This window comes from Nocardia arseniciresistens, from assembly GCF_046764875.1.
Taxonomy (GTDB): domain Bacteria; phylum Actinomycetota; class Actinomycetes; order Mycobacteriales; family Mycobacteriaceae; genus Nocardia; species Nocardia arseniciresistens.
This window is the reverse complement of sequence record NZ_JBKORD010000003.1, coordinates 241,508-266,214: the sequence shown is the minus strand read 5'-3', so window position 1 is coordinate 266,214 and position 24,707 is coordinate 241,508. Positions and strand designations below refer to the sequence as shown.

Here is a 24,707-nt window from a genome sequence, read left to right as displayed (position 1 = left end):
AGAGTAACTCTCCGATAGTAAGAATTATGAAAGCACAGACACTTTCGGTTCCCGAAGCTATCCGGACCCGACGCACCACCCGCCATTACCGCCCCGATCAGGTCCCACAGGTACTGCTCGACGAACTGTTGGATCTGACCGTCGAGGCACCGACAGCCTGGAATATGCAGGACCGTTCGATCGTGGTGGTGACCAGCGAATCCGGGCGCCGCGACCTGTCGAACGCCGCCTTCGGCCAGCCGCAGCCACTGGAGGCGCCGGTCGTGCTCGTCTTCGTCGCCGAGACCGCGGCGTGGGAGTCGAGCAATGCCGACATCGCCGAACTCGCGGGCCGCAACGGCGCATGGGACGCGGAGTTCACTGCGATGTTCGACTCCCGCACCGAATTCCACTCGCTGCGACAGCGCGGACTGATCCGCGAGAACGCCGTGAAGAACGCGATGATCGCGGCGACCTACACCATGCTCGCCGCCACCAGCCTCGGCCTTTCCTCAGCGCCGATGAACGGCTGGGACCCGGACCTGGTCAAAAAAGCCATCGGCATCGACGATCGCCCCGACCTCGCCATCACGGTCATGGTCGCCGTCGGCTACAGCGACGCCGCCCCGCCGCACCCCGGTCGCCGCCCGCGCGAGCACACCGTATTCACCGAACGGTATCCCGCGGACCGGTGACATCGGCCGAGGAGCGCTCGCCCGCGCCACCACATCGGTGCGGGCGAGTACTTACGCGAGTTGATGCACCCGTCAGCCGACACCGAGGGTGTTGATCGTTGCGGCGATGAGGACGATCAAGGTGCCGAGCAGGCTCAAGGTGGCGACGTCGAAAGGCTTGCTGCGCACCGCGAGCAGGCCGACGCGCGCGGTCGGCAGGCATAGCCGGAAGGCCGCCGCGAGCAGGGCGGCACCGCCGAAGAACAGCGCACCGCGACGCCACCGGTCCGAGGCCACGAAGATCACCGCAAGCACGATCACCACGGCCACGATCACCATCGGCAGATGACAGCGCAGGAACTGCTTACCCCGGCTAGTACCGGACTGCCGTTCGGCGGCAGAGGCATCCACATCGGTCATGACTTCAATTCTAGAATGCAATCGATTGATTAGAATCTAGTCATGACCGCAGCGCACGACTACGACGATCTGCACAGCCTCGTCGACCGGCTCACTCCGGACCAAGCACATGCGCTACGTGCTGTCGCGCTGCAGTTGGTCGTCACCGACTCCGCCGGGCGGGGCGCGACGAGCGAACTGACCGGCGAACGGCGGAGGCGGCTTTCCTTCGCGGGTTTGATGCACGCCGAATCAGATCTGGCCGCCAGGTCGGAGGAAATCTTCCGCGAGGAGCGTAGTAGGAAAGCCGAGTGATCGTCTGCGACACAGGGCCACTCGTTGCCATACTCAATAGCAACGACGCGGACCATCGGCGTTGCTTGGACCTGCTCGAGCGACATCCCGGACCGCTGCTCATACCGAGCCCGGTGCTCGGAGAAGTCTGCTATTTCTTAGAGACCCGCGTCGGGCCCGAGGCCGAGGCCACATTCCTGGAGTCGATCGCAAACGACGAGATCAAGCTCGTTGATCTCACCCAGGCCGATCTCCTGCGGATGGCCGAGCTTGTCCGGAAATACGCGGACTTCCCACTGGGGGCCGTCGATGCGTCTGTCATCGCCGTCGCGGAGCGCCTCGACGTAGGCGAAGTCGCGACCCTGGACCGACGGCACTTCAGCGCCGTCCGCTGTCGCCGCCGGGAACCTTTCCGCTTGCTACCCGACTAACCGGACTCCGCTGATTCTGCGGCTGGCAACGGCGACGCCGACAACGCGGCTTTGCCAGCACCTGATTGACTGGCATGGTGTTCCGATTGATGTTCCATGAGCCCGCCATCCCGGGGAATACCGGCAACGCGATTCGGCTGGTCGCCGGGGCCGGGTGTGAGCTGCATCTGGTCGAACCGCTCGGGTTCGACCTTTCGGAGTCGAAGCTGCGGCGGGCCGGGTTGGATTACCACGATCTGGCTTCGGTGACCGTGCATGCGAATTTGGCGGCGGCATGGAAAGCACTGCGGCCCGAGCGGGTGTTCGCGTTCACCACGCATGCCGAGACGCATTACACCGATGTGGCGTACCGCGAAGGTGACGTGCTCTTGTTCGGCACCGAGCCGTCCGGCCTGCCCGACGAGGTGCTCGCCGACGCGCACATCACCGCGCAGTTGCGCATCCCGATGCTGCCGGGGCACCGGTCGATGAACTTGTCCAACGCGGCCGCGGTCACCGTGTACGAGGCTTGGCGGCAGCTCGGTTTTCCCGGGGGTGTGTGAACGCCTCGTCGGCGACACCCAGGCACATCGAGAAGTGCCGCACGGGAGCGTGTTTCAGAGGTCGACCTCGAAGCGCTCGAGGCGGGAGGTTGCGCCCGCGGCGAGGCGGACCGCGCTCTTGGGGACGCCGTAGTGGTCGGCGAGAAGTTCGATGGCGGCCTTGTTCGCCTTGCCTTCGACGGCGGGGGCGCGGACGTACAGCTGAAGGGTGCCGTCGTCGAGGGTCTCGACGAGCGGGCCTTTACGGCTGTTGGGTTTTATCGTCGCCCTTACCACTGTCGGCACCTGCCGCTCCCGTCCCGGCGGCCTTCGATGTGTCCGGCTCGGGTGCCGATTTCGTCTCGGCGGCCGATTCCTTCTGCGCAGCCGATTCTTCCGCGGTCGTGGCGCCCGCCGTAGTGGTAGCAGGTGTCGTACTCGCGGCACCTGTTTCCTTACGCGGCCGTCGCACGATGCGAACGATGCCCCAGACCACGGCAACGATCACCACGAGGAAGCCGAGCCACGGAACCGCCTTGCCGGTGAAGACGACCGCGTCCTTCAACCAATCCACCAGCGAGTGCCAACCCGAGACGATGCCATCCCAGAAATTGCTCGGGCCGTCGTCGGATTTCTTGTCCGCGGTGGTGATGTCGATGGTCAGTGTGGACAGCGCGACCTGATCGTCGAGGTGGCGCTTCTGCGCGGTCAGGCTGTCGAGTTCACCCTGACGGCTCGACAGCGCGTTTTCCGCGGCAATGAGATCGGCGGTATTGCTTGCTCCGGCGATGAGCGCGCGCAACCGGTCGACCGTGGTCTGCAGCGCCTTGATCCTGGCGTCCAGGTCCTGCCACTGCATCGTGACGTCGTCCCGGTTGGTGCTCACTTGGGTGATACGGCCGAGGTCGCCGAGGACATCGATGAACTTGTCGGTCTTGTCCGCAGGCACTCGCACGGTGAGTGTCGCGCTCGGGTCGATGTCGTCGGTCCCGGGCTGTTCACTGCGGCTATCGACGCGGCCGTCGAGCAGTCGCACCTGATCGGCGACCTTGCCCGCAACACCGACCGGGTCACCCGCGGTGAGGGAAACGCTGCCGGTGACAACTTCCTTCCGCAGCGTGATCGGCTCGCTGCCCTGACCTCGGTTGTCCTGCTTCGGAACTGGGGTCTGTTCGCGAAAACCCGGCGGCGCGATCGCGGGTGCGGCGGCGGTGGCCATGGACGAACCACCTCGGGCCGAGCTCCCGCTGTCGTCGTCACCGCACCCGACGAGCAACGTCAAACCCAGCAGGCCGGTCAACACGACAGCAAGCTTGCGCATGATCGAAAGAGTAGCCGCTGCGGTGAGATCGGTCACCGTGCTCGCTTGGCGGATTTTCTCATCGGTGCGACGCCGACCAGTTTGCCGAGGAACCGCTCGATCTGATCATCGAGCGGAGGCCACGGCTGGTCCGGCTGGTTGAGTCGCATAGATACCGCACCGTGGACCGCCGCGCGCAAATCGAGCGCGACCGAGTGCGCGTCGTCGTCGGGTGCCAGACCGGCATCCATGCAGCGTTGGATCACGGCGACAGTGCGTTCTGTCAGTTGCTGTTTGAACGGCATCGCCGTGCGCTGGTTCAGGGTGCTTTCGTGCAGCACCTTGTACAGGCCGGGATGGCGCTGGGCCCAGGCGCCGAGGACACGAATGCGCGCGCGCAGTTTGTCGACGGGGTCGTCCGAGGCGGCTTCCGCCGCATCGATCGCCCGCACGAGGTCTGCGTGGTACTGCTGGAGCGCGGCGAGCACCAGCGCGTCACGGTCGGCGAAGTGCAGATAGACCGATGTTGCGGCACTGCCGATTTCGCGAGAGACCGCGCGCATCGATAGCGCCTGGTCATCGCCGAGGGTGTCGAGAAGTCCTATCGCGGCGGCGACGATCTCTTCCCGCAGTCGGCCGCCTTGACCACGCGGGTTACGACCGCGCTGGGTCATCGATGGCGGGGTCGTCGAGTCGGCTTTCATCTCCGGATTGTACCCAGACGCACGTAGCGCTACAGTTGTAACGCTACAGCTGTTCACATAAGTGAGGATTACTCCATGACCAGCACTTCCTGAGTTCATAACGGCTCCGCCGACCCGACGCCGGAATCGAACAAACGAACCGTGCTCGCTTTCTACGAGGCCGCCTTCAACGCAAAGGATTTCGCGGCCGCGGCCGCATTGATCGGCGATCGGTACGTGCAGCACAACCCGGAGATCGCCGACGGGCTCGAGGGGCTGCTCGCTCGACTCACCCAACTGAAGCAGGTCGCGCCCGCACTGCGCGTCGAGGTGAAACGCCTTGTCGCGGAGGGTGATTACGTCTGCGCGCAGGTACACGGAGTGCGCGAGCCCGGAGAGCGCGGCCTGGCGATCATGGACATCTTCCGGCTCCACGACGGAAAACTCGTCGAACATTGGGATGTCATCCAGCCGGTCCCGGAAACGGCCGTCAATCAGAACGGGATGTTCTGAGTATCAACGGAAGTCGCGAGATTTTGCTTCTATGCGCAGGTCCATACGCTGCAAATGTTCGGCGACGACACTCACCGCGCCTTCGGCGTTTTGGACGCGGCCACGGATGAGGAGGGCGGGGGCGCTTTGCGCGAGGCGACGGTAGCGGGTCCACAGGCCCACCGAGCAGACCACGTTCACCATGCCGGTTTCGTCTTCCAGGTTGAGGAAGGTGACACCCGCGGCGGTGGCGGGACGCTGACGGTGGGTCACGGCACCGCCGACCAGGACTCGGGAGCCATCGGGGACGGCGAGTAGGCCGGAGGCCGGAATCACACCGAGGGCGTCGAGTCGAGGACGGAGGAATTCGGTGGGATAGCTGCCAGGGGAAACGCCGGTGGCCCAGACGTCGGCGGCGGCGAGTTCGAGCTCGCTCATGCCGGGCAGCGCGGGGGCGGTGGTGGCGGCACCGGTGCCGGGGAGGCGGTCCGAACGCTCACCGGCGGCGGCGCCCGCTGCCCAGAGTGCCTCGCGGCGGGTGCTGCCGAGGCTGCCGAGCGCGCCCGCGGTGGCGAGTGACTCCGCTTGGGCGACAGTCAGTTCCACGCGGCCGGTGAGGTCGACGAACGAGGTGTACGGTGCCGATCCGCGGGCCGCGACGATGCGTTCGGCGAGGTCGGCGCCGATGTGGCGGATCGTCGCGAGGCCGAGGCGCACCTGCGTGCCGTTGTCCTCGAGGTCGGGTTCGGCGCGACTGGCGTTGATGTCGGGGCCGTGGACCAGCACGCCGTGCCTGCGCGCGTCGGCGACAAGCGACTGCGGCGAATAGAAACCCATCGGCTGGGCGCGCAGCAGACCGGCGCAGAAGGCCGCCGGGTGGTGCAGTTTGAACCAGGAGGAATAGAACACGATCGAGGCGAAACTCTGCGAATGACTCTCCGGGAAACCGAAATTCGCGAAGGCATAGAGTTTTTCGTAGATGCGGTCGGCGACCTCGCCGGTGATGCCGTGCAGCTCGCGCATCCCCTGATACAGCCGATCCTTGAGCCGTTCCATGCGTTCCGGGGAACGTTTGGAGCCCATGGCACGGCGCAGCTGGTCGGCCTCGGCGGCGGTGAACCCGGCGACATCGACGGCCATCTGCATGAGCTGCTCCTGGAACAGTGGAACGCCGAGGGTGCGCTCGAGCGAATTCCGCAGGGACTCATGGTCGTAGGTCGCCTTTTCGAGCTTGTTGCGGCGGCGGATATAGGGGTGCACCGAGCCGCCCTGGATCGGACCCGGTCGAATCAACGCCACCTCCACGACCAGGTCATAGAAGTTCCTCGGCTTCAAACGAGGCAGCGTGGCCATCTGAGCGCGCGATTCCACCTGGAAGACGCCCACCGAGTCGGCGCGCGAGAGCATTTCGTAAACGGCGGCTTCCTTCAGGTCGAGCTTGTGCAGCTCGACCGTCTCCCCCTTGTGCTCGCGCACCATATCGATCATGTAGTGCAGCGCGGAGAGCATGCCGAGGCCGAGCAGATCGAATTTCACCAGATCGACCGCGGCGCAATCGTCCTTGTCCCACTGCAACACGCTGCGTCCCGGCATGCGCGCCCACTCCACCGGGCAGACATCGGCGATCGGTCGGTCACAGATCACCATGCCGCCGGAGTGGATGCCGAGATGCCTTGGCAAACCCTCGATTTCGGTGGCGAGCTCGAGTACTTCACCGGGGATTTCGGTGTCGGTCTCGGCGCCGACACCGGTCCAGCGGCTCACCTGTTTACTCCACGCGTCCTGCTGTCCCGGCGAAAAGCCGAGTGCGCGTGCGGCATCGCGCACTGCGGACTTACCTCGGTAGGTGATCACATTGGCCACCTGAGCGGCGTAGTCACGACCGTATTTGGTGTAGACGTGCTGGATCGCCTCCTCACGGCGATCGGACTCGATGTCGACATCGATATCGGGCGGGCCGTCGCGCGCCGGAGAGAGGAACCGTTCGAACAGCAGATTGTTGGCGACCGGGTCGACATTGGTGATGCCGATCGCGTAGCAGACCGCCGAGTTGGCCGCCGAGCCACGACCCTGGCACAGGATGTCGTTGTCCTTGCAGAAGGTGACGATGTCGTGCACCACCAGGAAGTAGCCGGGGAATTTCAGCGTGCCGATCACGGCGAGCTCGTGCTCGATCTGGCGGTACGCCTGCGGGTTTCCCGCGGGCGGGCCGTACCTGGCCGCGGCGCCCGCGAGCGTCAACTCGCGCAGCCACGACTCCTCGTCATGTCCCGATGGCACCTCGAACGGTGGTAGCTTCGGCGCGATCAACCGCAGATCGAAGGCGCATTCACGAGCCAGTGTCGCCGCGTTCGCCACCGCCTGCGGGCAGCTGGCGAACAGCTGCGCCATCTCCGCGCCGGAGCGCAGGTGCGCACCGCCCGCGGGGGCAAGCCAGCCCGCGATCTCGTCCAGACTCTTGCGCGATCTGATCGCCGCGAGCGCCATGGCGCGGCGACGCTGTGCCGGTCCGGCGAAATGCGCTCCGGTGGTGGCGAGTACGGGTAGGTCGAGCCGCTCGGCCAGCGTGACGAGGTGGGCGTTGCGCTCGTCGTCCTCCGGAATGCCGTGGTGGGTGAGTTCCACGCTCACCCGGTCGGCGCCGAACCGTGCCGCCAGGTCGCGCAGCGCCGCTTCCGCCCCGGCGAGGCGAGTGTCACCCGCACTCAGATCACGCTCGAGCGCTTGACGCACATGACCTTTGCGACAGCCGGTCAGAATGTGCCAGTGCCCGCCCGCGGCCGCGGTGAGCACGTCGAGGTCGTAGCGGAGGATGCCCTTCTCCCCCGCGGCCATGTGCGCGGCCGCGATCTCGCGCGATAGTCGCCGGTATCCCTCTTGTCCTCTGGCGAGTACGAGCAGATGCGGACCGGCCGGATCCGGCGAGCCGGTGCGCGGCGCCGAATCCGGGGCACCGGTCCCCTGCGGCTCCACCGACTGCGCACCGAGTGACAACTCCGCGCCGAACACCGTGAGCATCCCCCATTCCTTGGCCGCCTCCGCGAAGCGCACGGTCCCGTAGAAGCCGTCGTGGTCGGTGAGCGCGATCGCCGCCAGACCGAGCCGTACCGCCTCCTCCACCAGCTCCTCCGGCTGGCTCGCGCCGTCCAGGAAGCTGTAGGCCGAATGCGCGTGCAACTCCGCATACGGCACCACGGGCCCATCGGCGGCTTCGACAGATTCGGCCTGATAGGCGCCGCGCTTGCGCGACCACGCCGGACTGTCGCCACCGTCGCCGGGGTACATCGCGTCCGGGTTCGTCCTGCCCGGACGCCCGGAAAGCACGCGCTCCAGCTCTGTCCAGGTCGGCGGACCGTTGCTCCAACCCATGACACATCACCTCCTCGAATATCGAACATACATTCGAAAGATCAAGGAGTTGCAACGGGCCGGTGATATCGGGGATTTCCCCGCCATCGCAGGTCAGGCGGCCGGTAGCGGCTCCATCGACGCGACGGCGAGCGCGGTCTCGACATTGTCGAGCTTGGCTCGAATCAGGGCGCCGTAGGCGTCGTCGGCGAGGATGTCGAGATGGCCACGGGCGATAGCCAATTGCATACGGGCAGCGTCGAAGTCGCCGACTCGGCGATGACTGTCGGCCAGGCTGAGGTACAGCGCGGGAAGGAAACCGCGCAGACCCTCATCGAGCGGAACGCCGGGGCCGAACACCGCGGCGAGCGCGCGCTGATCCCACAGCAGCGCACCCTCGGCAGTGTCCTGCAGATCGGCGAGGTGATGCGCGATGAGGCAGCGATGCAACGGATCTCCGCTCGCACCGATCTCGACCCACAGCTCCTCTAGCAGGCGCCGGGCCGCCTCCGGATCCCCACCGCCGAGCCGCACCGCGGCAAATACTTCCGCCATCCGATCGTCCGCCATGCGCAGAGTATCGCACATATGTTCGAAGGATTCGAGCGCCGTTCGAACGCGAGCCCCGGCGTGGCGAGGCTCACTTGGCAGGTAAACTTACTGCAGAGTAAGTTCGTGCCAACTCGACCTGCAAAGGAGCAGCGATGACTCGAGCATCCGCTGACGACGCCGGCCAGCGTGGGCAGGCCCGGCGCAATCGCCGCGACCTCACCGGCCGGCACGTTCTCATCACCGGCGCTTCCTCCGGTATCGGCCGGGCGGCGGCGCTTGCCGTCGCGAACAAGGGCGCCATCGTGTTGCTGCTGGCGCGCCGCGGCGACGAACTCATATCCGTGGTCGAGGAGATCAAGGCCGAGGGCGCCCTCGCCTACGGATATCCGTGCGACATCACCGATTCCGAATCCGTCGACCAGACCGTCAAGGCCATCCTCGACGAGCACGGACACATCGACATGCTGGTGAACAACGCGGGCCGTTCCATCCGCCGCGCCATCCACCGCTCCACCGACCGGCTGCACGACTTCGAACGCACCATGGCGGTCAACTACTTCGGCGCGCTACGGCTGACGCTGGCCCTGCTACCGCAGATGCGGGAACGCAAGTTCGGCCACATCGTCAACATCAGCAGCGCGGGGGTGCAGGTAGCCACCCCACGCTTCGCCGCGTATCTCGCGAGCAAGGCGGCACTGGACAAGTTCGCCGAGGTAGCCGCGGTCGAAACCATGGCCGACGGTGTCACTTTCACCACCATTCACATGCCGCTGGTGCGTACCCCGATGATCATCCCGAGCGGCGATCAGGGTCCGTCCGAATCCCCCGAATGGGCCGCGGCCACCATCGTGCGCGCGCTCACCGAACGCCCGAAACGCATCGACGTGCCGCTCGGCACCTTCGCCGAATACGGCGCGCTGCTCACCCCGAAGATCCGCGACCGCATTCTGCATCGCTACTACCGTGCCCTCCCCGACTCTCCGGCGTCCAAGGGCGAGCAAACGGATCCCGATACCGATGAAGCACCGGAAACCCTTACACCCCAACGCGAACCGCGCTCCCGGTCGACGGCCCGCCGCGTCACCGGCACCGCCCTGCGCCGCGCCGCACGCTGGGTGCCGGGCACCCACTGGTGACCGCTCGCCCGCCATCGCGCAGGGGGCGATGGCGGGCGAGCGTTCAGCCGAGTACCAGGCGCGGTTCGGGGAGATAATTGCGTGCCTGCGAGCGGACACTGCCCCACATCGCGAGGCCCATGACCGGAGTATTGGCGGCGATGTGCAACTGCCTGCCCCCCAGGTCGACGACCGCGGGCACGACGATCGAGCCGTAACTCATCGGCTTATTGGTCAAGGCTTGTGCCGCACCGGGTTGCACGCGTTCCGACACCAACGCGGCGACGGCCATCGTGCCGCCCTTAACCCCGAACATGCTCCGTTTGCGCAGCGACCGCGCGAAATCGTCGACCCTGCGCGGAAAATCGGCCACCGCGGCGGGCGATATCTCGGCCACCGTGGCAACACAGACGGTGAGCTCGATCGGATTGAACGACGTCTTGACGGCCGATGTGACGCCGATCAGGCTCCACAGCGGACCGATCCAATTCTGTGAGATCTGCATCTGGCCACCGGCCATGTGGTGGGTTACTGCGGCGAGATATGCCCGCACGGCGGGACTCTCGGCCGCACCGGGGTCGGGTGCGGGCGGTTGCTGTGGCATGGACGCTTGCGGGGGCGCACCGTAGGGCATCGGCGGCGGCTGATACCCCGGCGAAGGCTGCTGATAACCGGGCTGTGGCGGATACCCCGGCGAAGGCTGATACCCCGGCGGCGGCTGCTGATAACCGGGCTGCGGGGGATACCCCGGCGGCGGCTGCTGATACCCCGGCGGAGGCTGATACCCGGGCGGCGGCGGCTGATACCCGGGCGGCGGCTGATAACCAGGCTGCGGCTGATACCCAGGCGGTATGGGGTCGCCACCGAGCTGCGGGTAGTGCCCACCCGGCGGAGGCGGTGCCCCTTGCGGATTCGACCCCCACGGCGGATTCGTCATCAAGCCCTCCCTCTAACACAATCCCAGCGTCCGTACGCTACCCGCCGAACGGGTATGCCGACACCGGCGTCCAAGGTTGAGCAGGCGAACTCCCCGCGGCATAGTGGGCTACCCGTTCGGCGAGTTCATGTCGGTATCCGGCGGGCTCGTCACCGATCTGGCGATCTTCCCGACCGGGGCATGCTCATCGGAACCCGACGGTGCCACGCAGGATCGCGCGAAGTTCCCATGTCGCCACGCGCCGCGAGAAAGCCCTGCCTGCAACGGATCCGATCGCGCGAATCCCTCAGTGCGCGGCGAGGAACGGCGCGACGGTTGCCTCGAAGTCGCGGTAGCGATCGCGGTGGATGCTGTGGCCGCTGGAGAAGACGCTGACCGAGCAGTTCGGGATGTCGGTGCGCATGATCTCGAGCTTCGCCGGGTCGACCATGCCGCCGGGGCCGCCGCGCAGCACCAGGGTAGGCGCGGTGATGTCGCGCAACCGATCCCACCATTCCGGGTTGGGTTTGCGGAATTGCTCCAGCGCGGTCCTGGTCATGGAGCGATCGAAGGCGAGCACCGCTCGTGGGTGCCGGATGAGGCTGGTTGTGGCGTGCCATAGTTCGGGCACCGACGGGAACCGGCGGGTCAGCGTCATTTCCTCGTCGCCGGAGCGCAGCGGCAGCGGGCATTCCTCGATGACGAGGCGGCGCACCAGCTTCGGCCGTTCCTGCGCGACGCAGGACACGGCGTAGCCGCCCAGCGAATGCCCGACGAGATCCACGGTGGTCAGACCCAGCCGATCACACAGCTCCAGCAGGTCGGCGCCGAATTCGTCGAAGAGATACGAGTCGGTGTGTGAGCTGCGGCCGTGCCCACGCAGATCGGGGATGATCACCCGACGGCCCGATTGCACCAGGGTGTGCGCGAATCGGTCCCAGGTATGCCCGTCACCGCCCATGCCGTGCACCAGTAGCACGGGAACCGTGTCGAGCGAGACCGCCCCCGAATCACGGTAGGCGATCCGTACGTCATCGAGCGCAGCTCGGCTCACGGTCAGATCCACGATTTCCGAGAATACCGAGGCTGCCACGGTCAGGCTCCTGACTTGTTGCGGGGATCACTCCCCGGCGCACCATCAACCACACCGGTTCCAGGGGCACCTTCGAATAGTCGAAAATGGGCTGGCGAACGCGGCGCGATCCACGCGATACTGCGACTCATGCCGTCCTTCGCGGATTTCGATCGCCGCAACTATGCCACCGTCGACGTCGCCACCGGATACGACGGGTGGGCGCCCACCTATGAGCAGACCGTCATGGACGAGATGGACCTGGCGCTGCTGGAGCGGCTGCACCATCCGGACTGGGCGCGGGTTCGGCGAGCCGCCGATCTGGGCTGCGGCACCGGCCGAACCGGCGCCTGGCTGCGCGGTCGTGGGATCACGAATATCGATGGCGTCGATGTGAGTGCGGGCATGTTGGCGCAGGCAAGGACCCGCGGTGCGCACACCACACTGGCCGAGGCAGACGTCCGCGATACCGGATTGTCCAGCGGTGCTTACGATCTGGTGATCTCCTCGCTGATCGACGAGCATCTGCCGAAGCTACAGCCCTACTACGCCGAGGCGTGGCGGCTTGCCGCGCCCGGTGCTCACTGCGTCATGGTCAGCTACCACCCGCAGTTCATGATGGTGACCGGGATGCCGACGCACTACACGGCTTCCTCGGGTGAGTCGGTCGCGATCAGCACTGAACTGCACCTGGTGAGCGAGCACATGTCCGCAGCGCTGGAGATGGGCTGGGTGCTCACCGAAATGGCGGAGGCGCTTGTCGAGGACGCCTGGATTGCGACGAAGCCCAAATGGGCGGACCTGCGCGGCCATCCGTTCACCATGGCCATGGTCTGGACACGGCCCGGTCAGTCGTAAAGACCTTCGGCGCGCCAGGTTTCGGAGTAGTAGATGAGAAGCAGGACCCGGACGTCGGCGGGCTCGCCCGCGAGTTGAGCTTGCGCGCGGGCAGCGACTCCGGCTGCGGCGGTGCGAGATTCGGGCGCCCACCACTGCTCGTCCACCGGCCATGGCCCAGCCCAGCCCGCCAACTGCCAGTCTCTGCTTCCCCAGCGCAGGCGGGCCGGAGTCGCGGTGAACAGGCCGCGATCGGTGACCTGGACCGGGGTGCCGTCGGCCGCTTCCAAGCGCACCCGTGGACGATTCACCAGGATGACCGCGGGTGCTGGCTGCGGCATTCTGCCCGGCCAGGGTAGGGCAGGGTCGGCGGCGGGCACCGGCTCGTCACCGAGGGCGACCATGGTGATGCGTTCCTCGGGGCCGCGGCCGCCGCTGAGCACACCGACCCGCACCGCCTCGCCGCCGAGCAGGCCCTGCACCCGGATCAGAGCGCGCCGTGCCCGCTCGTCCTGCGCTCCGACCCCGCCCCACAGTCCGAGCTGAAGCGCACCGGAGGCCACCACTTCGACAGGTTCCAGTCGCAGCAGCGTGATCGGCGCGGTGGGTCTCGCGCCGTCGCGGCGGGTGAGCCAGCCGTCCAGCTGCCAGCGCACCCGGTCCGCGGTACCCTCGGGAGTCAGCGGCTCCGCGCAGCGCCAGATACGTGAGAGTTGTTCGCCTGATTCGGTTTCCGCGAATACCGACAGCCGGGTGCAGGACACCGAGGCGGCGGCGAGCACGGTGTGCAGCTGGGTGGCGAGCATGCGGCCAGCGAAGGCGGCGGCATCGACCCGATCGATCGGCGGATCGCAGCGATACCGCACCGCCAGATCCGGCGGCGGACGGCGAGCCGATGGCGGGCGTTCCGGCACGGCGCGCGCGCTGCGGTGCGCGAGCACAGCGTCGGCGCCGAAGCGTGATCCGACCTCGATGGAGGTCAGCGCGGCGAAGTTACCGATCCGCCGTAACCCCAAGCGGTGCAACAGATCTACCAGAGCCGCGCGTTCCGGTGCGGCCAGGCTCGGCTCGACGGCGAGCTCCGCTATCGGCAGCGGAGCAAGATATCGCGCACCATCTCCCGGCGGCACGATCGCGCCGCGTCTTGCCGCGATCACCGCCGTGGACAATTCGTCGGCGATCCCGATCTGCGCTTCCACCCCGACCGCGGCCACCGCATCGACCAGTCGCTCCGCGGCCAACTCCTCGGACCCGAAGAACCTGGCCGCACCGCGCGCACCGAGCACCAGCAGCCCGGGCCGCAACACCTCCACCCCGGGCACCGTCGCATCGACGGCCGCGACCACCGGTTCGAACAACCGCGCATCCCGATCCGGATCTGCCTGCGCGATAAAAAGATTCGGACATCGCGCCTGCGCCTCACGCCGCCGCAGCCCGCGCCGCACCCCCTCGGCCCGCGCGATCGCCGAACACGCGATCACCTTGCCCGCCGCCAGCACCGCCACCGGCCCGGTCGCGGGAACCTGCGCCACAGCCGCCGCGGCAACGGCGGGCCAATCCAGGCACCACAGCGCAAGCACCCGCGAACCGCTGCGCACCCGGCCCGGCGCAATCACCGCGCCACCCCCCGTGATGCGGTCGCATAATCCGGCCCACCCACTCGCCCGCGCCGAAGCAGCACGGCACCCCGTCCACAGCGCGTAGGGCAGGAGCGCGGACCAGTTGCCGCGATGGGATTCCTGCTCGCTCCGACGACGGCATCGAGGGAACACCGGCCATCAGCACGACGACGAACCAACTCAAGGCCTACCGAGCCGGAGACGGTGACCGCCGAGGCAGCTCCCGACGCGGCCGGTTCGTGGCCATACGTAGCCGAGCGGGCTTCGGCGAGCAGCACCGCGGGCCCGCCATGATCACGGTGCCGCACCGCGCACATCGGAGGTCACTTCTACCGCCTCGTCGCACGCGCTCACGATGCCGCACCGCGCGTATCCGTCGTTTCGACTGCCGAGGCGGGAGTTTCGAGCGACACCCATTCCACTCGTCCCGCGCTCGACCGTAGAGCTATGTGGCCGCGACGGGACGGGCCCGCCTTGCCGCGAACGTCGACTTCCAGGCATACCGAGCGAAGTCGGCCGCGACCGGTGCCGAGGCCGACGTATCCGGCGACGCGGGTGTCGAGACGAAGGGACGGGTTGGCCCACCCGCCGTTGGTGACCACCAGGGTGGCGCCCTTGTTGCGGGTTCGGGCGGCGATCACGCGGGCGCGGGCGGGCGGCACGGCGACGCCGCCGAGGCCGAGCACCACCAGATCGAGGCCATCGAGCAACACTGCGGCCACCTCCAGAGGATCGGGACCCGGATCGGTCACAACGGCCAACCGCTGTAGCTGGGCGCCCATCTCGACCGCGGCGAGCAGGCCGAGCCGGGGCACCCCGACCACCACGGCGTGACCGCCGCTCTCCGTCACCGAGGCCAGCAATCCGGCCAGCAATGAACTCGCCCCGTTATAGGCCACGACCGAGCCCCTGACCAGGCCGCCGTCAGGCAATAACTCCGCAAGAGCAGGTGGTACCGCGAGCGATTCGCGGCGCAACTCGGCGGCGAGCGGGATCCGCTCGGCCACCACCTCGCCGCGGCCGGGTATCGCCGCCATCCGCCTGCGCAGCTCATCCAGCGTCGGCGCAGCGCTCGGTACTGTTCGATCCTGCCCGGCTCCCGTTCGGGATTCCGCATCCGCACCCATCCCTACCACCTACTTCCCACCATGGACCCGACGGCGAAGCATGCGGAGCGCTCCACTTCATGTCACCCGAAGTGAGGTCTAGCACCGATCCAGCTATCGATCAGTATCGAATATACGTTCGATACTCCCCTAGTAGAAACCCACCCCCGGGATCCGTCAAGGGCACCGCCGCGAGTACTGTCACGCGCACTGCGAGCCCGGTATATACGAGCGCTGCGATCACCGTCCGGGGCTGGCGGACTCTCGACTCGAATCAGGCCGTCTACCACCGAATTCGGATACCCTGCACCCATGATCGATCGCCCCCGCCCCATCGTCGGCCCGGATTATCTGGTTGCCGGCCGCTATCGCCTGCAATCGAAGCTGGGTGGTGGCGGCATGGGCGCAGTGTGGCTCGCGACCGACCGGCTGCTGAACCGGGATGTCGCCATCAAGCAGGTTCTCACCACCGCCGGGCTCGGCGAAGCGGAGGCGAACGCGATCCGCAGCCAGATCATGCACGAGGGGCGAGTCGCGGCGAAGCTCTCGCACGAGCACGCCATCGCCGTATACGACGTGGTGCTCGAAGCAGGCGAACCCTGGCTGGTGATGGAGCACCTGCCCTCGCGCAACGTCGCGAAGGCATTGGCGCTCGCCGACAGGCTGCCCCCGATCGAAGTGGCACAGATCGGCGCCCAGGTCGCCGACGCGTTGGCCGCCGCGCATGCCGCGGGCATCGTGCACCGCGACATCAAGCCCGGCAATATCCTGGTCGCCGACCGCGGTCCGATCTGCGGCATGGCCAAGCTCAGCGACTTCGGCATCTCACGCGGCGCGGGCGAAAACTCCGACGACCCCGACGGCGTGATCACCGGCACCCCCGCCTACCTGCCCCCCGAGGTGGCGCGTGGCGCACAGCCGACCGAGGCAAGCGATGTCTTCTCCCTCGGTGCCACGCTCTATACCGCGACCGAGGGGCATCCACCATTCGGCCTCGACGAGGACGCCAATGTTCTGGTCGAGCGCGCGGCCATGGCGCAGATCATTCCGCCGAGCCGCAGCGGCATGCTCACCAACGTCCTGCTGCACATGATGGAACCGGCCCCGCAGCGCAGGCCGACGATGGCGCAGGCGAGGGACGAAATCCTCGCCGCCGCATTCGGTCCGGGAACCGGGCCCTATATTCTCAACGCTCCAGTACGCACCGAGGACGGCACCATTCCGGCATGGGCGGCACGCAATGGTGCCTCGGGACTGCGCAGTCCGCATTCGACTCCGCTGCCGCGGCCGCACCGCACCCAAGCGGCGGGCACGATGCCGTCGGCGCCGCAGCGGGCCAAGCCCCCGCAGCCGAGCACCGCGCCGCTGGCTATCGCCGTCGGCCTGCTGATCGGCTTGATCATCATCATCGCCATCCTCATCGCGGTGATGTGAGGCGCGTTCAGTCGATGCGGCGGTGGTGCGCCCATCGCGTCAGCGCGTTGCGGTTGGACTGCTGAGTTTTGCGCAGCACGTTGGAGGCATGCGTCTCCACGGTTTTCACCGAGATGAACAGAGTTTCCGCGATTTCGCGATAGGTGTAGCCGCGCGCGAGCAGGCGCAGCACCTCCAGCTCGCGTGGCGTCAGCGAATCCAGTTCCGGATCCAGCGGCGGCTCGGGCACCTGTGACTTACCGGTGAACGAGTCGAGCACGAACCCGGCAAGCCGCGGACTGAACACCGCGTCACCACCGGCGACCCTGCGGATGCCGTCGGCGAGCTCGGATCCCGAAATCGTCTTGGTCACATAGCCGCGCGCGCCCGCCCTGATCACCGCGATCACATCCTCGGCGGCGTCGGACACACTCAGCGCCAAACACACAGGGCCGTCCTCGATTCCGGAGAGCACCGCGACCCCGCCGCCCTCGGGCATGTGCACATCGAGCAGCACGACATCGGGCTCGGCCCTATTGATCCCGGCGACCGCCTCGGCCACCCCACCGGCCTCCCCGACGACCTCCATATCGGGCTCCCGGCTCAGCTCCGCCCGCACACCCGAACGAAATACGGCGTGATCATCGACGAGATAGACCCGCACGGTCACCTACTTCTCCTCTATCTGTCGGTGGATCGACCACCCTGACCGCCGACCGCCCGTAGGCCGCCCGCACTCAATCGGTACCACAAGACTCACCAGAACCGTTGGGCCCGCTGCCCCATGCCGTTAGCTGGGGCGCGAACACGCGCCGACCGGCCGCGTCAATTTCCTGGACGGCACCGGTTACCGGACCCGGTCTGCCACCTCGGCAGCGGCCGCCATCGGTGCGTCGACCTCGTCATCCTGGTCGTCCTGACCACCGGAATCGGTGCGCGGCATGATGATCCGCACCTCGGTGCCTCGGCCAGGATTCGACAAGATCTCCACCTGACCGCCACGGCGTTCGATCCGGCCGCGGATGGATTTTGCCAGACCTTGCCGATCCTGCGGGATGGCCGCGATGTCGAACCCGGCGCCGCGGTCGCGCACGAACACACTCACCTGGTGTGATTCGGTCTCTGCGAACAGGTCGATCTCCGGGACTCCCGCGTGCTTGGCCGCGTTCACCAGGGCCTCCCGGCTCGCGCCGAGCAGCGCGGTGAAATGCTCCTTGGGCAGGCCCGCGCCGGTATCGCCGGGATCCATCGAAACATCCCCGACGGTCACCGGTGTGACCTTCACACCGTGCTGGTCCTCTACTTCACCCGCGATCGTGCGCAGGGCGGCGGCCAAACTCGACTGCGCTGGACTGGAATCCTCGAAGAGCCACCTACGCAGTTCGCGTTCCTGGCCGCGGGCCAGCCTGGTCACCTCCTGCGGATCGTCGGCCTGCCGCTGGATCAGCGCCAAGGTCTGCAGCACCGAATCGTGCAGGTGCGAGGCGATCTCCTCGCGTTCCTCATTGCGAATGCGTGCCGCGCGTTCGGCATTCAGCGCCCGCATCATGCGTAGCCACAGCGGCACCGTCAACAGACCGGCCCCGACCAACGTGACGGCCACCGCGATCAGCGCGGAGCCGAGCGAACTCAGATCGATCCTGGCAAGCACCACCACACCGAGTCCGAGCACGATCAGCGTGACCCCTGCGACGATGCGCGACCAGGTCACCACCGAGGGGCGTGCGGGCAGCCCGAGCAGCGACCGTGGACCGTCGGTGTCGTATTCGCGCCACACCAGCGCCGCGCCGACCGCGACCACGACGACCGGCATGATCACCTTCGCCGCGGTCCCGCTCAGCACCCACGACACCCCGACCGCCAACCCGATCCCGAGCAGCGCGAGCCCTATTCCCTGACGGCGCTCCGCACCGGAAGGACGGGCCGCGTCGGAGCCGCCCGGGGTGAATATCCACAACAACCCATAGGCGACGGTGCCCGCACCGGCCAGCACGGACAACAGCACGAATGCCATCCGCACCTTGAACACGTCGATTTCGAAATGATCGGCGATCCCACCCGCGACCCCGCCGATGATCCGCCCACCCGAGCGCCGCACCAACCGTGGATACGGCGGCCTCGCGGGATCGAACACCGGCACCGGCCCACCCGGCGCCCCGAACCCACGGGCAGCGTCGAACGCGGGCATGGACGGGTACATGCCTTCGATACTGGCACGCCCCACCGACACCGACCATCAGGAATCACCCTGATCTTCACCGGTTGTGCAGCATTTCGCCTGGAACCGGAGCCCGCGGGAGGGTTCGATCAGACGGCGCGTCGCCTATTCCACCACCGCTTCACCGCGTTCTCGATCGGCAACCGGGCCGAACACCGTGTCAGTTGCCGTGTCAGATCGGCGTCAGGTCGGTATCAGCCGGGCTGGCGACAGTATCCACGTGAACAGCACAGCAATTGCCGCTTCCGGGCCACGGAACGCATACGGGGACAACGCGATCCTCGATGGCATCGATCTGACTATCGGTACCGGCCACTACCCGATGCTGCGCACGAAATGGCTCGACCGAATCGCCCGCGTGACGCGGTATCTGCACGGTGATCATGTCTTCGCCCAGCTGATCCGCTTCGCCCTGGTCGGCGGCTCCAGCAATATTGCCTATGTGCTGCTGTTCGTGGCCATGAACGACAGCGGCCCGCTGGTCGCCAATGTCGCAGGCTCGATCGTGAGCACGGTGATCGCGAACGAACTGCACCGGCAGCTCACCTTCCACGCGGCCGACCGGGTCGGCTGGTTCACCGCACAGTGCGAAGGCGGCGGACTGGCGCTGATCGGCCTGCTGATCAGCACGGCGGCGCTGGCCGGTCTCGAGTTCTCGGCACCCGGCCTCGGCGAGATCGCACAGACGGGCGCCGTGGTCGTCATCATGGCGGCGGTCGGCGGTATGCGCTTCCTGGCACTGCGCGGCTTCGTGTTCTGAAGGGTCCGCGAGCCGCGATGCCGACCCTGCGAGGGGTGTGGGGCCTACAGCAGCTCGGCGTGCGGAGCCCGCCCACATGCCGTGAGCAGGGCATTCTCGGGCCCGGTCGGGCGCTGAGTACAGACCGGATGGTCCAAAAGGATCAGTGGTTTTTTCAGGGTTACCCCCGATGTGCCGAAGTGCTGGTCCGGCCCAATATGGGAACTATGACGAAAACGACCTTCGGCGATCAGCTCCAGCAGATGTGGCACACGCGGCCCGTCCGCTTGCCGCGGCAAGGTCCGATCGCGGGCGTCGCGGCGGGTTTCGGACAGCGCTACAACGTCGATCCGGTGTTGGTGCGGGTCGCGCTCGTGGTGTCGACCATCTTCGGTGGGGCCGGGATCGTGCTGTATCTGTTGGCCTGGCTGCTGCTGAGCGAGGACGGGGACCAGGCTTCGGCGGCCGAGTCGCTGTTCGGCAAGGGGCAGAGCTCCCAGTCTCAGACCAAGACCATCGTGTTGATCGTCGCGCTCGCTATCGCGGTCAGCACCATGGGACCGGCCGGGGTCGGGCTGGCGGGCTCCGGGCTGATCAGCATGGCGCTGATGCTGGCGGGCTGGTGGATGCTGCACATGCGGCAGCCGGCGCCGCCGCCGGGAACCAGCATGTTCGACGGTCTCGTCACCGATGGTGGTATCGCCGCGACCGGCTATCCCGGCACGGTGTTCCCACCTGGATACCCGCTGCGGACGAACACCGGTGACCTCCACTCCCCCGGTGCGCCGCAGACCGACATGTACACGCCGTACACCAAGCTGCCGGACGCTTACGTCCCGGAAGCGCCGGTTCAGTACGAAGATGCGGCCACGGTGCCGATCCAGCGCAGCGCGGGTGATCGACCACAGCATGCCGACACCGTCCCGCTCCACGAAGATGACACCGGCGCTGTCCCGCTCGACAAGAGCGACGCGGATACCGAAACAAGCACCGCACCCGAGACCAGCGGTCCGTCATCCGCCTCGAACGCAACGCCATCGCTCGAAAAGGACGGCACACCGTCGATGGACCGCACTTCGAACAGCGATGCGCCCGCCTCGGCGACCGAATCTCCCGGCTCCCACCCTGACGAATCCTCCTCCGGCACAAGGACTCCTGAGATCGTGACGCCGCCACTCCCGACCAGGACCACGAGTACGCCCACCCACGCGCCCCTCGACGGCCGGACCCCGCCGTCCTGGGATCCGCTCGGTGTCGCCCCGCTCGCCTGGGATCTGCCGGAACCGACCCCGGCCGGCACCATCGTCGCGCCACCCCCGAAGCGCCCCCGCTCTCGACTGACTCCGATGGTGCTCGGTCTCGCCATCCTCGCCGCAGCGGGCGCAGGTGCGGCGGCCGCCTCCGGCGCGGACTGGATGACCCCGGGCCGGATCGCCGCGGTGGCGCTCGCCGTGATCGGTATCGGCATGGTGCTCGGCGCGTTCCTGCGGCGCGGCTACGGGCTGCTCGTGGTGACCGCACCGCTGGCAGGCTTCGTAGTGCTGGCTTCGCTCATCGGCCCGATCGAGTTCGACAGCGCCACAATGGGCGATCGCACTTGGGCGCCGACCGCGATCACCGACCTGGATTCGACCTACGAGATGACCATGGGGTCCGGCACGCTGGACCTGCGGTCGCTGAACCTGACCGAGAATCGCAGCGTCGAACTCTCGGTCCATGTGGGCGACGCCCGGGTGCTGCTGCCCGCGGGCATGACGGTGCGCGCCGAGTGCATCGTCAACCTGGGGGATGTCAACTGCCCCACCGGAATTACCGGCCCGAACACACCCGGCGCACCCGTGCTCGATCTGAAGGTCAACGTCCGGGCAGGCAACGTGGAGGTGCATCGTGGCTGACAAAACCGAAACCAATGAGTCGACCACCCGCCGCGGACCGTCCGCCGCACTGTTGATCGTCGGACTGCTCGCACTCGCGGTCAGCGTCTGGGCGTTCATCGGCCCGACCTCGATGCCTTCGACCGGTGTGATCCCGCTCGGCTGGATCGTAGTGATCGCCGCCATCTTCATCGGCATCGTGCTCGTGGTCTCGCCACGCAAAAGTCGCTGATCGACAACCGAATACGACCGACAAAAATGGCCCGTCCGAGTGACGGGCCATTTTCGTAGAACTACAAGGAGAGAGCTTTGACCGCGGAACCATTCGACGCCCCCGATGCCGACGAAGACCCGAGCAGCACGGGAACCCCGGTGGGACAGCTGATTCCGCTGACACCCACCAGGTCCTACCTCGGCGGCGGCGCGCTGCTCGGACAATTCATCCTCGGCAGGCCACCCGGGTCCGCTGTCATCGAGTAACGGCGGGCGGATCGCAACTGCCGGACCACAAGACGTCACCGGAACTGCCGACCCGACCGACACCGCCGCAGACACAAGATTGCGGCGACCCGACTCGCCGGAAAGCTTGTCAGCCTGCGTCGCGCGACGAATCCCGTTGGCGACCTGCCGCGATCAGACCCTCGTCACTCCCACTCGATAGTGCCCGGCGGCTTGCTCGTCACATCGAGCACGACGCGGTTGACTTCCGCCACCTCATTGGTGATCCGAGTGGAGATCCGCTCGAGCACCTCATAGGGCAGCCGAGTCCAGTCCGCGGTCATGGCATCTTCGCTGGAAACCGGGCGCAGCACGATCGGGTGACCGTAGGTGCGGCCGTCGCCCTGCACGCCGACCGAGCGCACATCGGCGAGCAGCACAACGGGGCACTGCCAGATCTGCCGATCCAGGCCTGCGGCCGTAAGTTCTTCGCGGGCAATCGCATCGGCCTGACGCAAGGTGTCGAGCCGGTCCGCGGTGACCTCACCGACGATGCGGATGGCAAGACCGGGACCGGGGAACGGCTGGCGCGCAACGATTTCCTCGGGCAGCCCGAGCTCACGACCGACCGCACGCACCTCGTCCTTGAACAGCAGCCGCAGCGGCTCGACGAGGTCGAACTCCAGATCATCCGGCAGGCCACCGACATTGTGATGGCTCTTGATGTTCGCGGTACCGGTACCGCCGCCGGACTCGACGACATCCGGGTACAGCGTGCCCTGCACCAGGAACTCGACCGAGGGACCCGCGCCGTCCGATACCGCGCCGCCCTCGGCGATCACCACCTCCGACACCGCGTCCTCGAACGACCGGATGAACTCACGGCCGATGATCTTGCGCTTCTCCTCGGGATCGGTGACGCCCCTCAGCTCGCCGAGGAACTTGTCCACCGCGTCGACGGTCACCAGCTTGGCGCCGGTCGCGGCGACGAAGTCCTGCTGCACCTGCTCTCGCTCCCCCGCCCTCAGCAGGCCGTGGTCGACGAACACACAGGTCAGCCGTTCCCCGATGGCGCGCTGCACCAGGGCGGCAGCGACCGCGCTGTCCACGCCGCCGGACAGGCCGCAGATCGCATGGCCGGCACCGATCTGCTCACGCACCGAGGTGATCAGCGAATCGGCGATATTGGCGGGGGTCCAGTTGGCCGGGATACCGGCCAACTCGTGCAGGAAGCGGCTGAGCACCTGCTGGCCGTGCGGCGAGTGCATCACCTCCGGGTGGTACTGCACGCCTGCCAGCTTGCGAACCCGATCCTCGAACGCGGCGACCGGGGCGCCCGCACTGGTTCCGGTGACCTCGAAGCCCTCCGGCGCGTCGGTGACCGCGTCGCCGTGGCTCATCCACACCGGCTGAATGGTCGGCAGGCCACCGTGCAGCAGACCACCATCGATATTGAGTTCGGTGCGACCGTATTCGCGGGTGCCGGTGTGCGAGACCGTGCCGCCGAGCGCCTGCGCCATGGCCTGGAAGCCGTAGCAGATGCCGAAAACCGGAATGCCGAGATCGAACAGCCTGGCGTCCAACTGCGGCGCACCCTCGGCGTACACGCTCGACGGACCACCGGACAGGATTACCGCGAGCGGCTGTTTCTCGGCGATCTCCTCGACCGTGGTGGTGTGCGGGATCACCTCGGAGAAAACACTCGATTCGCGGACCCGCCTTGCGATCAGCTGGGCGTACTGCGCACCGAAGTCGACGACAAGGACCGGTCTCTGAGTAGCTGCCACCGTCACAGTTTAATGAGGGCGCAAATCGTCCCGCGCACCCCCGCACCGCTGGTTATCCTCATGCTCGTGCCATTCGCCCGCGCGATCGACGCCGACATCCACTACGAGGACAGCGGCGGACACGGTCCGGTGGTGCTATTGGCACACGAATTCTTCATGGACCGAACGATGTTCGCGTCGCAAATGGCCGCGCTGGCACCGGAATTCCGCATCGTGTCCTGGGATGCGCGCGGGCACGGTCGCACCAAGGACGAGGGGCTGCCGTTCACCTATTGGACCGCCGCCCGCGACGCGCTGACGGTCCTCGACCACCTCGGCGCCGAACGCGCCGTGGTCGGCGGGACCGCGCAAGGGGGCTTCACGGCATTGCGCACGGCGCTCATCGCACCCGAACGGGTGTCGGCGCTGATCCTCATCAGCACCGACGCGCACGGCCCGACTCCCGAGCAGTCGACGGCGACCCGGAAATTCCTCGACGAGTGGTACGACGACAGCTCGCGGCAGGACGCCGTCGACCAGCTGGCGCACTGGTTGATCGGCGACGACGAGTGGTACCGGTCGATCTGGACCAAACGCTGGCTGGTGCGCGACCGCCGCGGCATCGAGGTCGCGGCGGGCTGCCTGCTCGGCAGGGATTCGGTGCTGGACCGATTGCCCGAAATCGCGAGCCCCGCCTTGGTGATTCACGCCGCCGACAGCGGCATCGCCCGCGACCGTACGCGGCAACTGGCGCACGGGCTGATCGGATCGACCTACGTCGAGATCCCCGGCGCGCGATTGGCCGTCACCATGACCCATCCGGAGCCGGTGAATCATGCGATCCAGCAGTTCCTGCGCGAGCGCATGGTTCCGACGCGAGTTCGTTGAACCCCACAGGAATTCGTCGCGCTCGATGCCGGG

The 24,707-nt window shown here is 67.2% G+C and carries 26 protein-coding genes; 13 read left to right on the top strand and 13 right to left on the bottom strand.

The window, feature by feature from the left end; all coding sequences use genetic code 11:
- The first annotated feature begins 26 nt into the window (after positions 1-26).
- On the top strand, positions 27-674 hold the full coding sequence (locus ACLMAJ_RS06735; protein ID WP_412012636.1) for a nitroreductase family protein: 648 nt from the start codon (positions 27-29) through the stop codon (positions 672-674).
- Between the two features lie 72 nt (positions 675-746).
- On the opposite strand, the gene ACLMAJ_RS06730 is transcribed toward ACLMAJ_RS06735, so the two are convergent.
- Complete coding sequence (locus ACLMAJ_RS06730; RefSeq protein WP_412012635.1) at positions 747-1,073, bottom strand: DUF3017 domain-containing protein; 327 nt, start codon at positions 1,071-1,073, stop codon at positions 747-749.
- Positions 1,074-1,115: 42 nt separating this feature from the next.
- On the opposite strand from ACLMAJ_RS06730, the gene ACLMAJ_RS06725 reads away from it, so the two are divergent.
- From ACLMAJ_RS06725 to ACLMAJ_RS06715, 3 genes are all read left to right on the top strand, one after another.
- The gene (locus ACLMAJ_RS06725; protein ID WP_412012634.1) at positions 1,116-1,367 is read left to right on the top strand and encodes a hypothetical protein; all 252 of its coding nucleotides are present in this window, start codon (positions 1,116-1,118) and stop codon (positions 1,365-1,367) included.
- Entirely contained in the window at positions 1,364-1,777 is a 414-nt protein-coding gene (locus ACLMAJ_RS06720; protein ID WP_412012633.1) for a type II toxin-antitoxin system VapC family toxin, read from the top strand. Before ACLMAJ_RS06725 ends, ACLMAJ_RS06720 begins: the two co-directional genes overlap by 4 nt.
- 77 nt (positions 1,778-1,854) lie before the next feature.
- Positions 1,855-2,319 carry a tRNA (cytidine(34)-2'-O)-methyltransferase gene (locus ACLMAJ_RS06715; protein WP_412012839.1) on the top strand — a complete coding sequence of 155 codons (465 nt, stop codon included), beginning with the start codon at positions 1,855-1,857 and terminating at the stop codon, positions 2,317-2,319.
- Positions 2,320-2,373: 54 nt separating this feature from the next.
- On the opposite strand, the gene ACLMAJ_RS06710 is transcribed toward ACLMAJ_RS06715, so the two are convergent.
- Genes ACLMAJ_RS06710 through ACLMAJ_RS06700 form a run of 3 tightly spaced genes read right to left on the bottom strand, consistent with a single transcriptional unit; the run spans position 2,374 to position 4,302 of the window.
- Positions 2,374-2,604, bottom strand: coding sequence for a DUF167 domain-containing protein (locus tag ACLMAJ_RS06710; protein WP_412012632.1), 231 nt, complete (start codon positions 2,602-2,604; stop codon positions 2,374-2,376).
- Positions 2,561-3,619, bottom strand: coding sequence for a DUF4349 domain-containing protein (locus ACLMAJ_RS06705; RefSeq protein WP_412012631.1), 1,059 nt, complete (start codon positions 3,617-3,619; stop codon positions 2,561-2,563). Before ACLMAJ_RS06705 ends, ACLMAJ_RS06710 begins: the two co-directional genes overlap by 44 nt.
- Before the next feature lie 32 nt (positions 3,620-3,651).
- Entirely contained in the window at positions 3,652-4,302 is a 651-nt protein-coding gene (locus tag ACLMAJ_RS06700) for a TetR/AcrR family transcriptional regulator (protein WP_412012630.1), read from the bottom strand.
- A 141-nt stretch (positions 4,303-4,443) separates the two neighbouring features.
- On the opposite strand from ACLMAJ_RS06700, the gene ACLMAJ_RS06695 reads away from it, so the two are divergent.
- Positions 4,444-4,794: a nuclear transport factor 2 family protein gene (locus ACLMAJ_RS06695; RefSeq protein ID WP_412012629.1), complete on the top strand. Its 351-nt coding sequence runs from the start codon at positions 4,444-4,446 to the stop codon at positions 4,792-4,794.
- A 3-nt stretch (positions 4,795-4,797) separates the two neighbouring features.
- Here ACLMAJ_RS06695 and ACLMAJ_RS06690 read toward each other — a convergent pair whose 3' ends face one another.
- Together ACLMAJ_RS06690 and ACLMAJ_RS06685 are read right to left on the bottom strand one after the other, a co-directional pair.
- The gene (locus tag ACLMAJ_RS06690) at positions 4,798-8,142 is read right to left on the bottom strand and encodes an error-prone DNA polymerase (protein ID WP_412012628.1); all 3,345 of its coding nucleotides are present in this window, start codon (positions 8,140-8,142) and stop codon (positions 4,798-4,800) included.
- A gap of 93 nt (positions 8,143-8,235) precedes the next feature.
- The gene (locus ACLMAJ_RS06685) at positions 8,236-8,691 is read right to left on the bottom strand and encodes a hypothetical protein (protein WP_412012627.1); all 456 of its coding nucleotides are present in this window, start codon (positions 8,689-8,691) and stop codon (positions 8,236-8,238) included.
- Between the two features lie 134 nt (positions 8,692-8,825).
- Here ACLMAJ_RS06685 and ACLMAJ_RS06680 point away from each other — a divergent pair, with 134 nt between their 5' ends.
- Complete coding sequence (locus ACLMAJ_RS06680; protein WP_412012626.1) at positions 8,826-9,809, top strand: SDR family NAD(P)-dependent oxidoreductase; 984 nt, start codon at positions 8,826-8,828, stop codon at positions 9,807-9,809.
- Between the two features lie 43 nt (positions 9,810-9,852).
- Here the strand turns inward: ACLMAJ_RS06680 and ACLMAJ_RS06675 are convergent, their stop codons facing one another.
- Both ACLMAJ_RS06675 and ACLMAJ_RS06670 read right to left on the bottom strand, forming a co-directional pair.
- Positions 9,853-10,725 (bottom strand): hypothetical protein, encoded by an 873-nt coding sequence (locus tag ACLMAJ_RS06675; protein WP_412012625.1) that lies wholly within the window; start codon positions 10,723-10,725, stop codon positions 9,853-9,855.
- Positions 10,726-11,011: 286 nt separating this feature from the next.
- Positions 11,012-11,770 (bottom strand): alpha/beta fold hydrolase, encoded by a 759-nt coding sequence (locus ACLMAJ_RS06670; RefSeq protein ID WP_412012838.1) that lies wholly within the window; start codon positions 11,768-11,770, stop codon positions 11,012-11,014.
- A 156-nt stretch (positions 11,771-11,926) separates the two neighbouring features.
- Here ACLMAJ_RS06670 and ACLMAJ_RS06665 point away from each other — a divergent pair, with 156 nt between their 5' ends.
- Entirely contained in the window at positions 11,927-12,634 is a 708-nt protein-coding gene (locus ACLMAJ_RS06665; RefSeq protein WP_412012624.1) for a class I SAM-dependent DNA methyltransferase, read from the top strand.
- On the opposite strand, the gene ACLMAJ_RS06660 is transcribed toward ACLMAJ_RS06665, so the two are convergent.
- Complete coding sequence (locus ACLMAJ_RS06660) at positions 12,625-14,229, bottom strand: DNA polymerase Y family protein (protein ID WP_412012623.1); 1,605 nt, start codon at positions 14,227-14,229, stop codon at positions 12,625-12,627. The genes ACLMAJ_RS06665 and ACLMAJ_RS06660 overlap by 10 nt on opposite strands.
- A 353-nt stretch (positions 14,230-14,582) precedes the next feature.
- Complete coding sequence (locus tag ACLMAJ_RS06655) at positions 14,583-15,359, bottom strand: hypothetical protein (protein WP_412012622.1); 777 nt, start codon at positions 15,357-15,359, stop codon at positions 14,583-14,585.
- 291 nt (positions 15,360-15,650) lie between these two features.
- Between ACLMAJ_RS06655 and ACLMAJ_RS06650 the strand changes: the two genes are divergently transcribed.
- Positions 15,651-16,772 (top strand): serine/threonine-protein kinase, encoded by a 1,122-nt coding sequence (locus ACLMAJ_RS06650; RefSeq protein ID WP_412012621.1) that lies wholly within the window; start codon positions 15,651-15,653, stop codon positions 16,770-16,772.
- A gap of 7 nt (positions 16,773-16,779) precedes the next feature.
- Here the strand turns inward: ACLMAJ_RS06650 and ACLMAJ_RS06645 are convergent, their stop codons facing one another.
- Both ACLMAJ_RS06645 and ACLMAJ_RS06640 read right to left on the bottom strand, forming a co-directional pair.
- The gene (locus ACLMAJ_RS06645; protein WP_412012837.1) at positions 16,780-17,415 is read right to left on the bottom strand and encodes a response regulator; all 636 of its coding nucleotides are present in this window, start codon (positions 17,413-17,415) and stop codon (positions 16,780-16,782) included.
- Positions 17,416-17,598: 183 nt separating this feature from the next.
- Positions 17,599-18,951: an ATP-binding protein gene (locus ACLMAJ_RS06640; RefSeq protein ID WP_412012836.1), complete on the bottom strand. Its 1,353-nt coding sequence runs from the start codon at positions 18,949-18,951 to the stop codon at positions 17,599-17,601.
- A gap of 340 nt (positions 18,952-19,291) precedes the next feature.
- On the opposite strand from ACLMAJ_RS06640, the gene ACLMAJ_RS06635 reads away from it, so the two are divergent.
- The 4 genes from ACLMAJ_RS06635 to ACLMAJ_RS06620 all read left to right on the top strand — a co-directional run bounded on the left by ACLMAJ_RS06635 (position 19,292) and on the right by ACLMAJ_RS06620 (position 22,062).
- Complete coding sequence (locus tag ACLMAJ_RS06635) at positions 19,292-19,729, top strand: GtrA family protein (RefSeq protein ID WP_412012835.1); 438 nt, start codon at positions 19,292-19,294, stop codon at positions 19,727-19,729.
- A 206-nt stretch (positions 19,730-19,935) separates the two neighbouring features.
- Entirely contained in the window at positions 19,936-21,603 is a 1,668-nt protein-coding gene (locus tag ACLMAJ_RS06630; RefSeq protein WP_412012620.1) for a PspC domain-containing protein, read from the top strand.
- Positions 21,596-21,814 (top strand): hypothetical protein, encoded by a 219-nt coding sequence (locus ACLMAJ_RS06625; RefSeq protein ID WP_412012619.1) that lies wholly within the window; start codon positions 21,596-21,598, stop codon positions 21,812-21,814. The genes ACLMAJ_RS06630 and ACLMAJ_RS06625 overlap by 8 nt, the downstream gene beginning before the upstream one ends.
- 77 nt (positions 21,815-21,891) lie before the next feature.
- Positions 21,892-22,062 (top strand): hypothetical protein, encoded by a 171-nt coding sequence (locus ACLMAJ_RS06620; protein ID WP_412012618.1) that lies wholly within the window; start codon positions 21,892-21,894, stop codon positions 22,060-22,062.
- A 164-nt stretch (positions 22,063-22,226) separates the two neighbouring features.
- On the opposite strand, the gene guaA is transcribed toward ACLMAJ_RS06620, so the two are convergent.
- On the bottom strand, positions 22,227-23,807 hold the full coding sequence (guaA, locus tag ACLMAJ_RS06615; protein ID WP_412012617.1) for a glutamine-hydrolyzing GMP synthase: 1,581 nt from the start codon (positions 23,805-23,807) through the stop codon (positions 22,227-22,229).
- Positions 23,808-23,819: 12 nt separating this feature from the next.
- On the opposite strand from guaA, the gene ACLMAJ_RS06610 reads away from it, so the two are divergent.
- Positions 23,820-24,674 carry an alpha/beta fold hydrolase gene (locus ACLMAJ_RS06610; protein ID WP_412012616.1) on the top strand — a complete coding sequence of 285 codons (855 nt, stop codon included), beginning with the start codon at positions 23,820-23,822 and terminating at the stop codon, positions 24,672-24,674.
- Positions 24,675-24,707 lie beyond the last annotated feature (33 nt).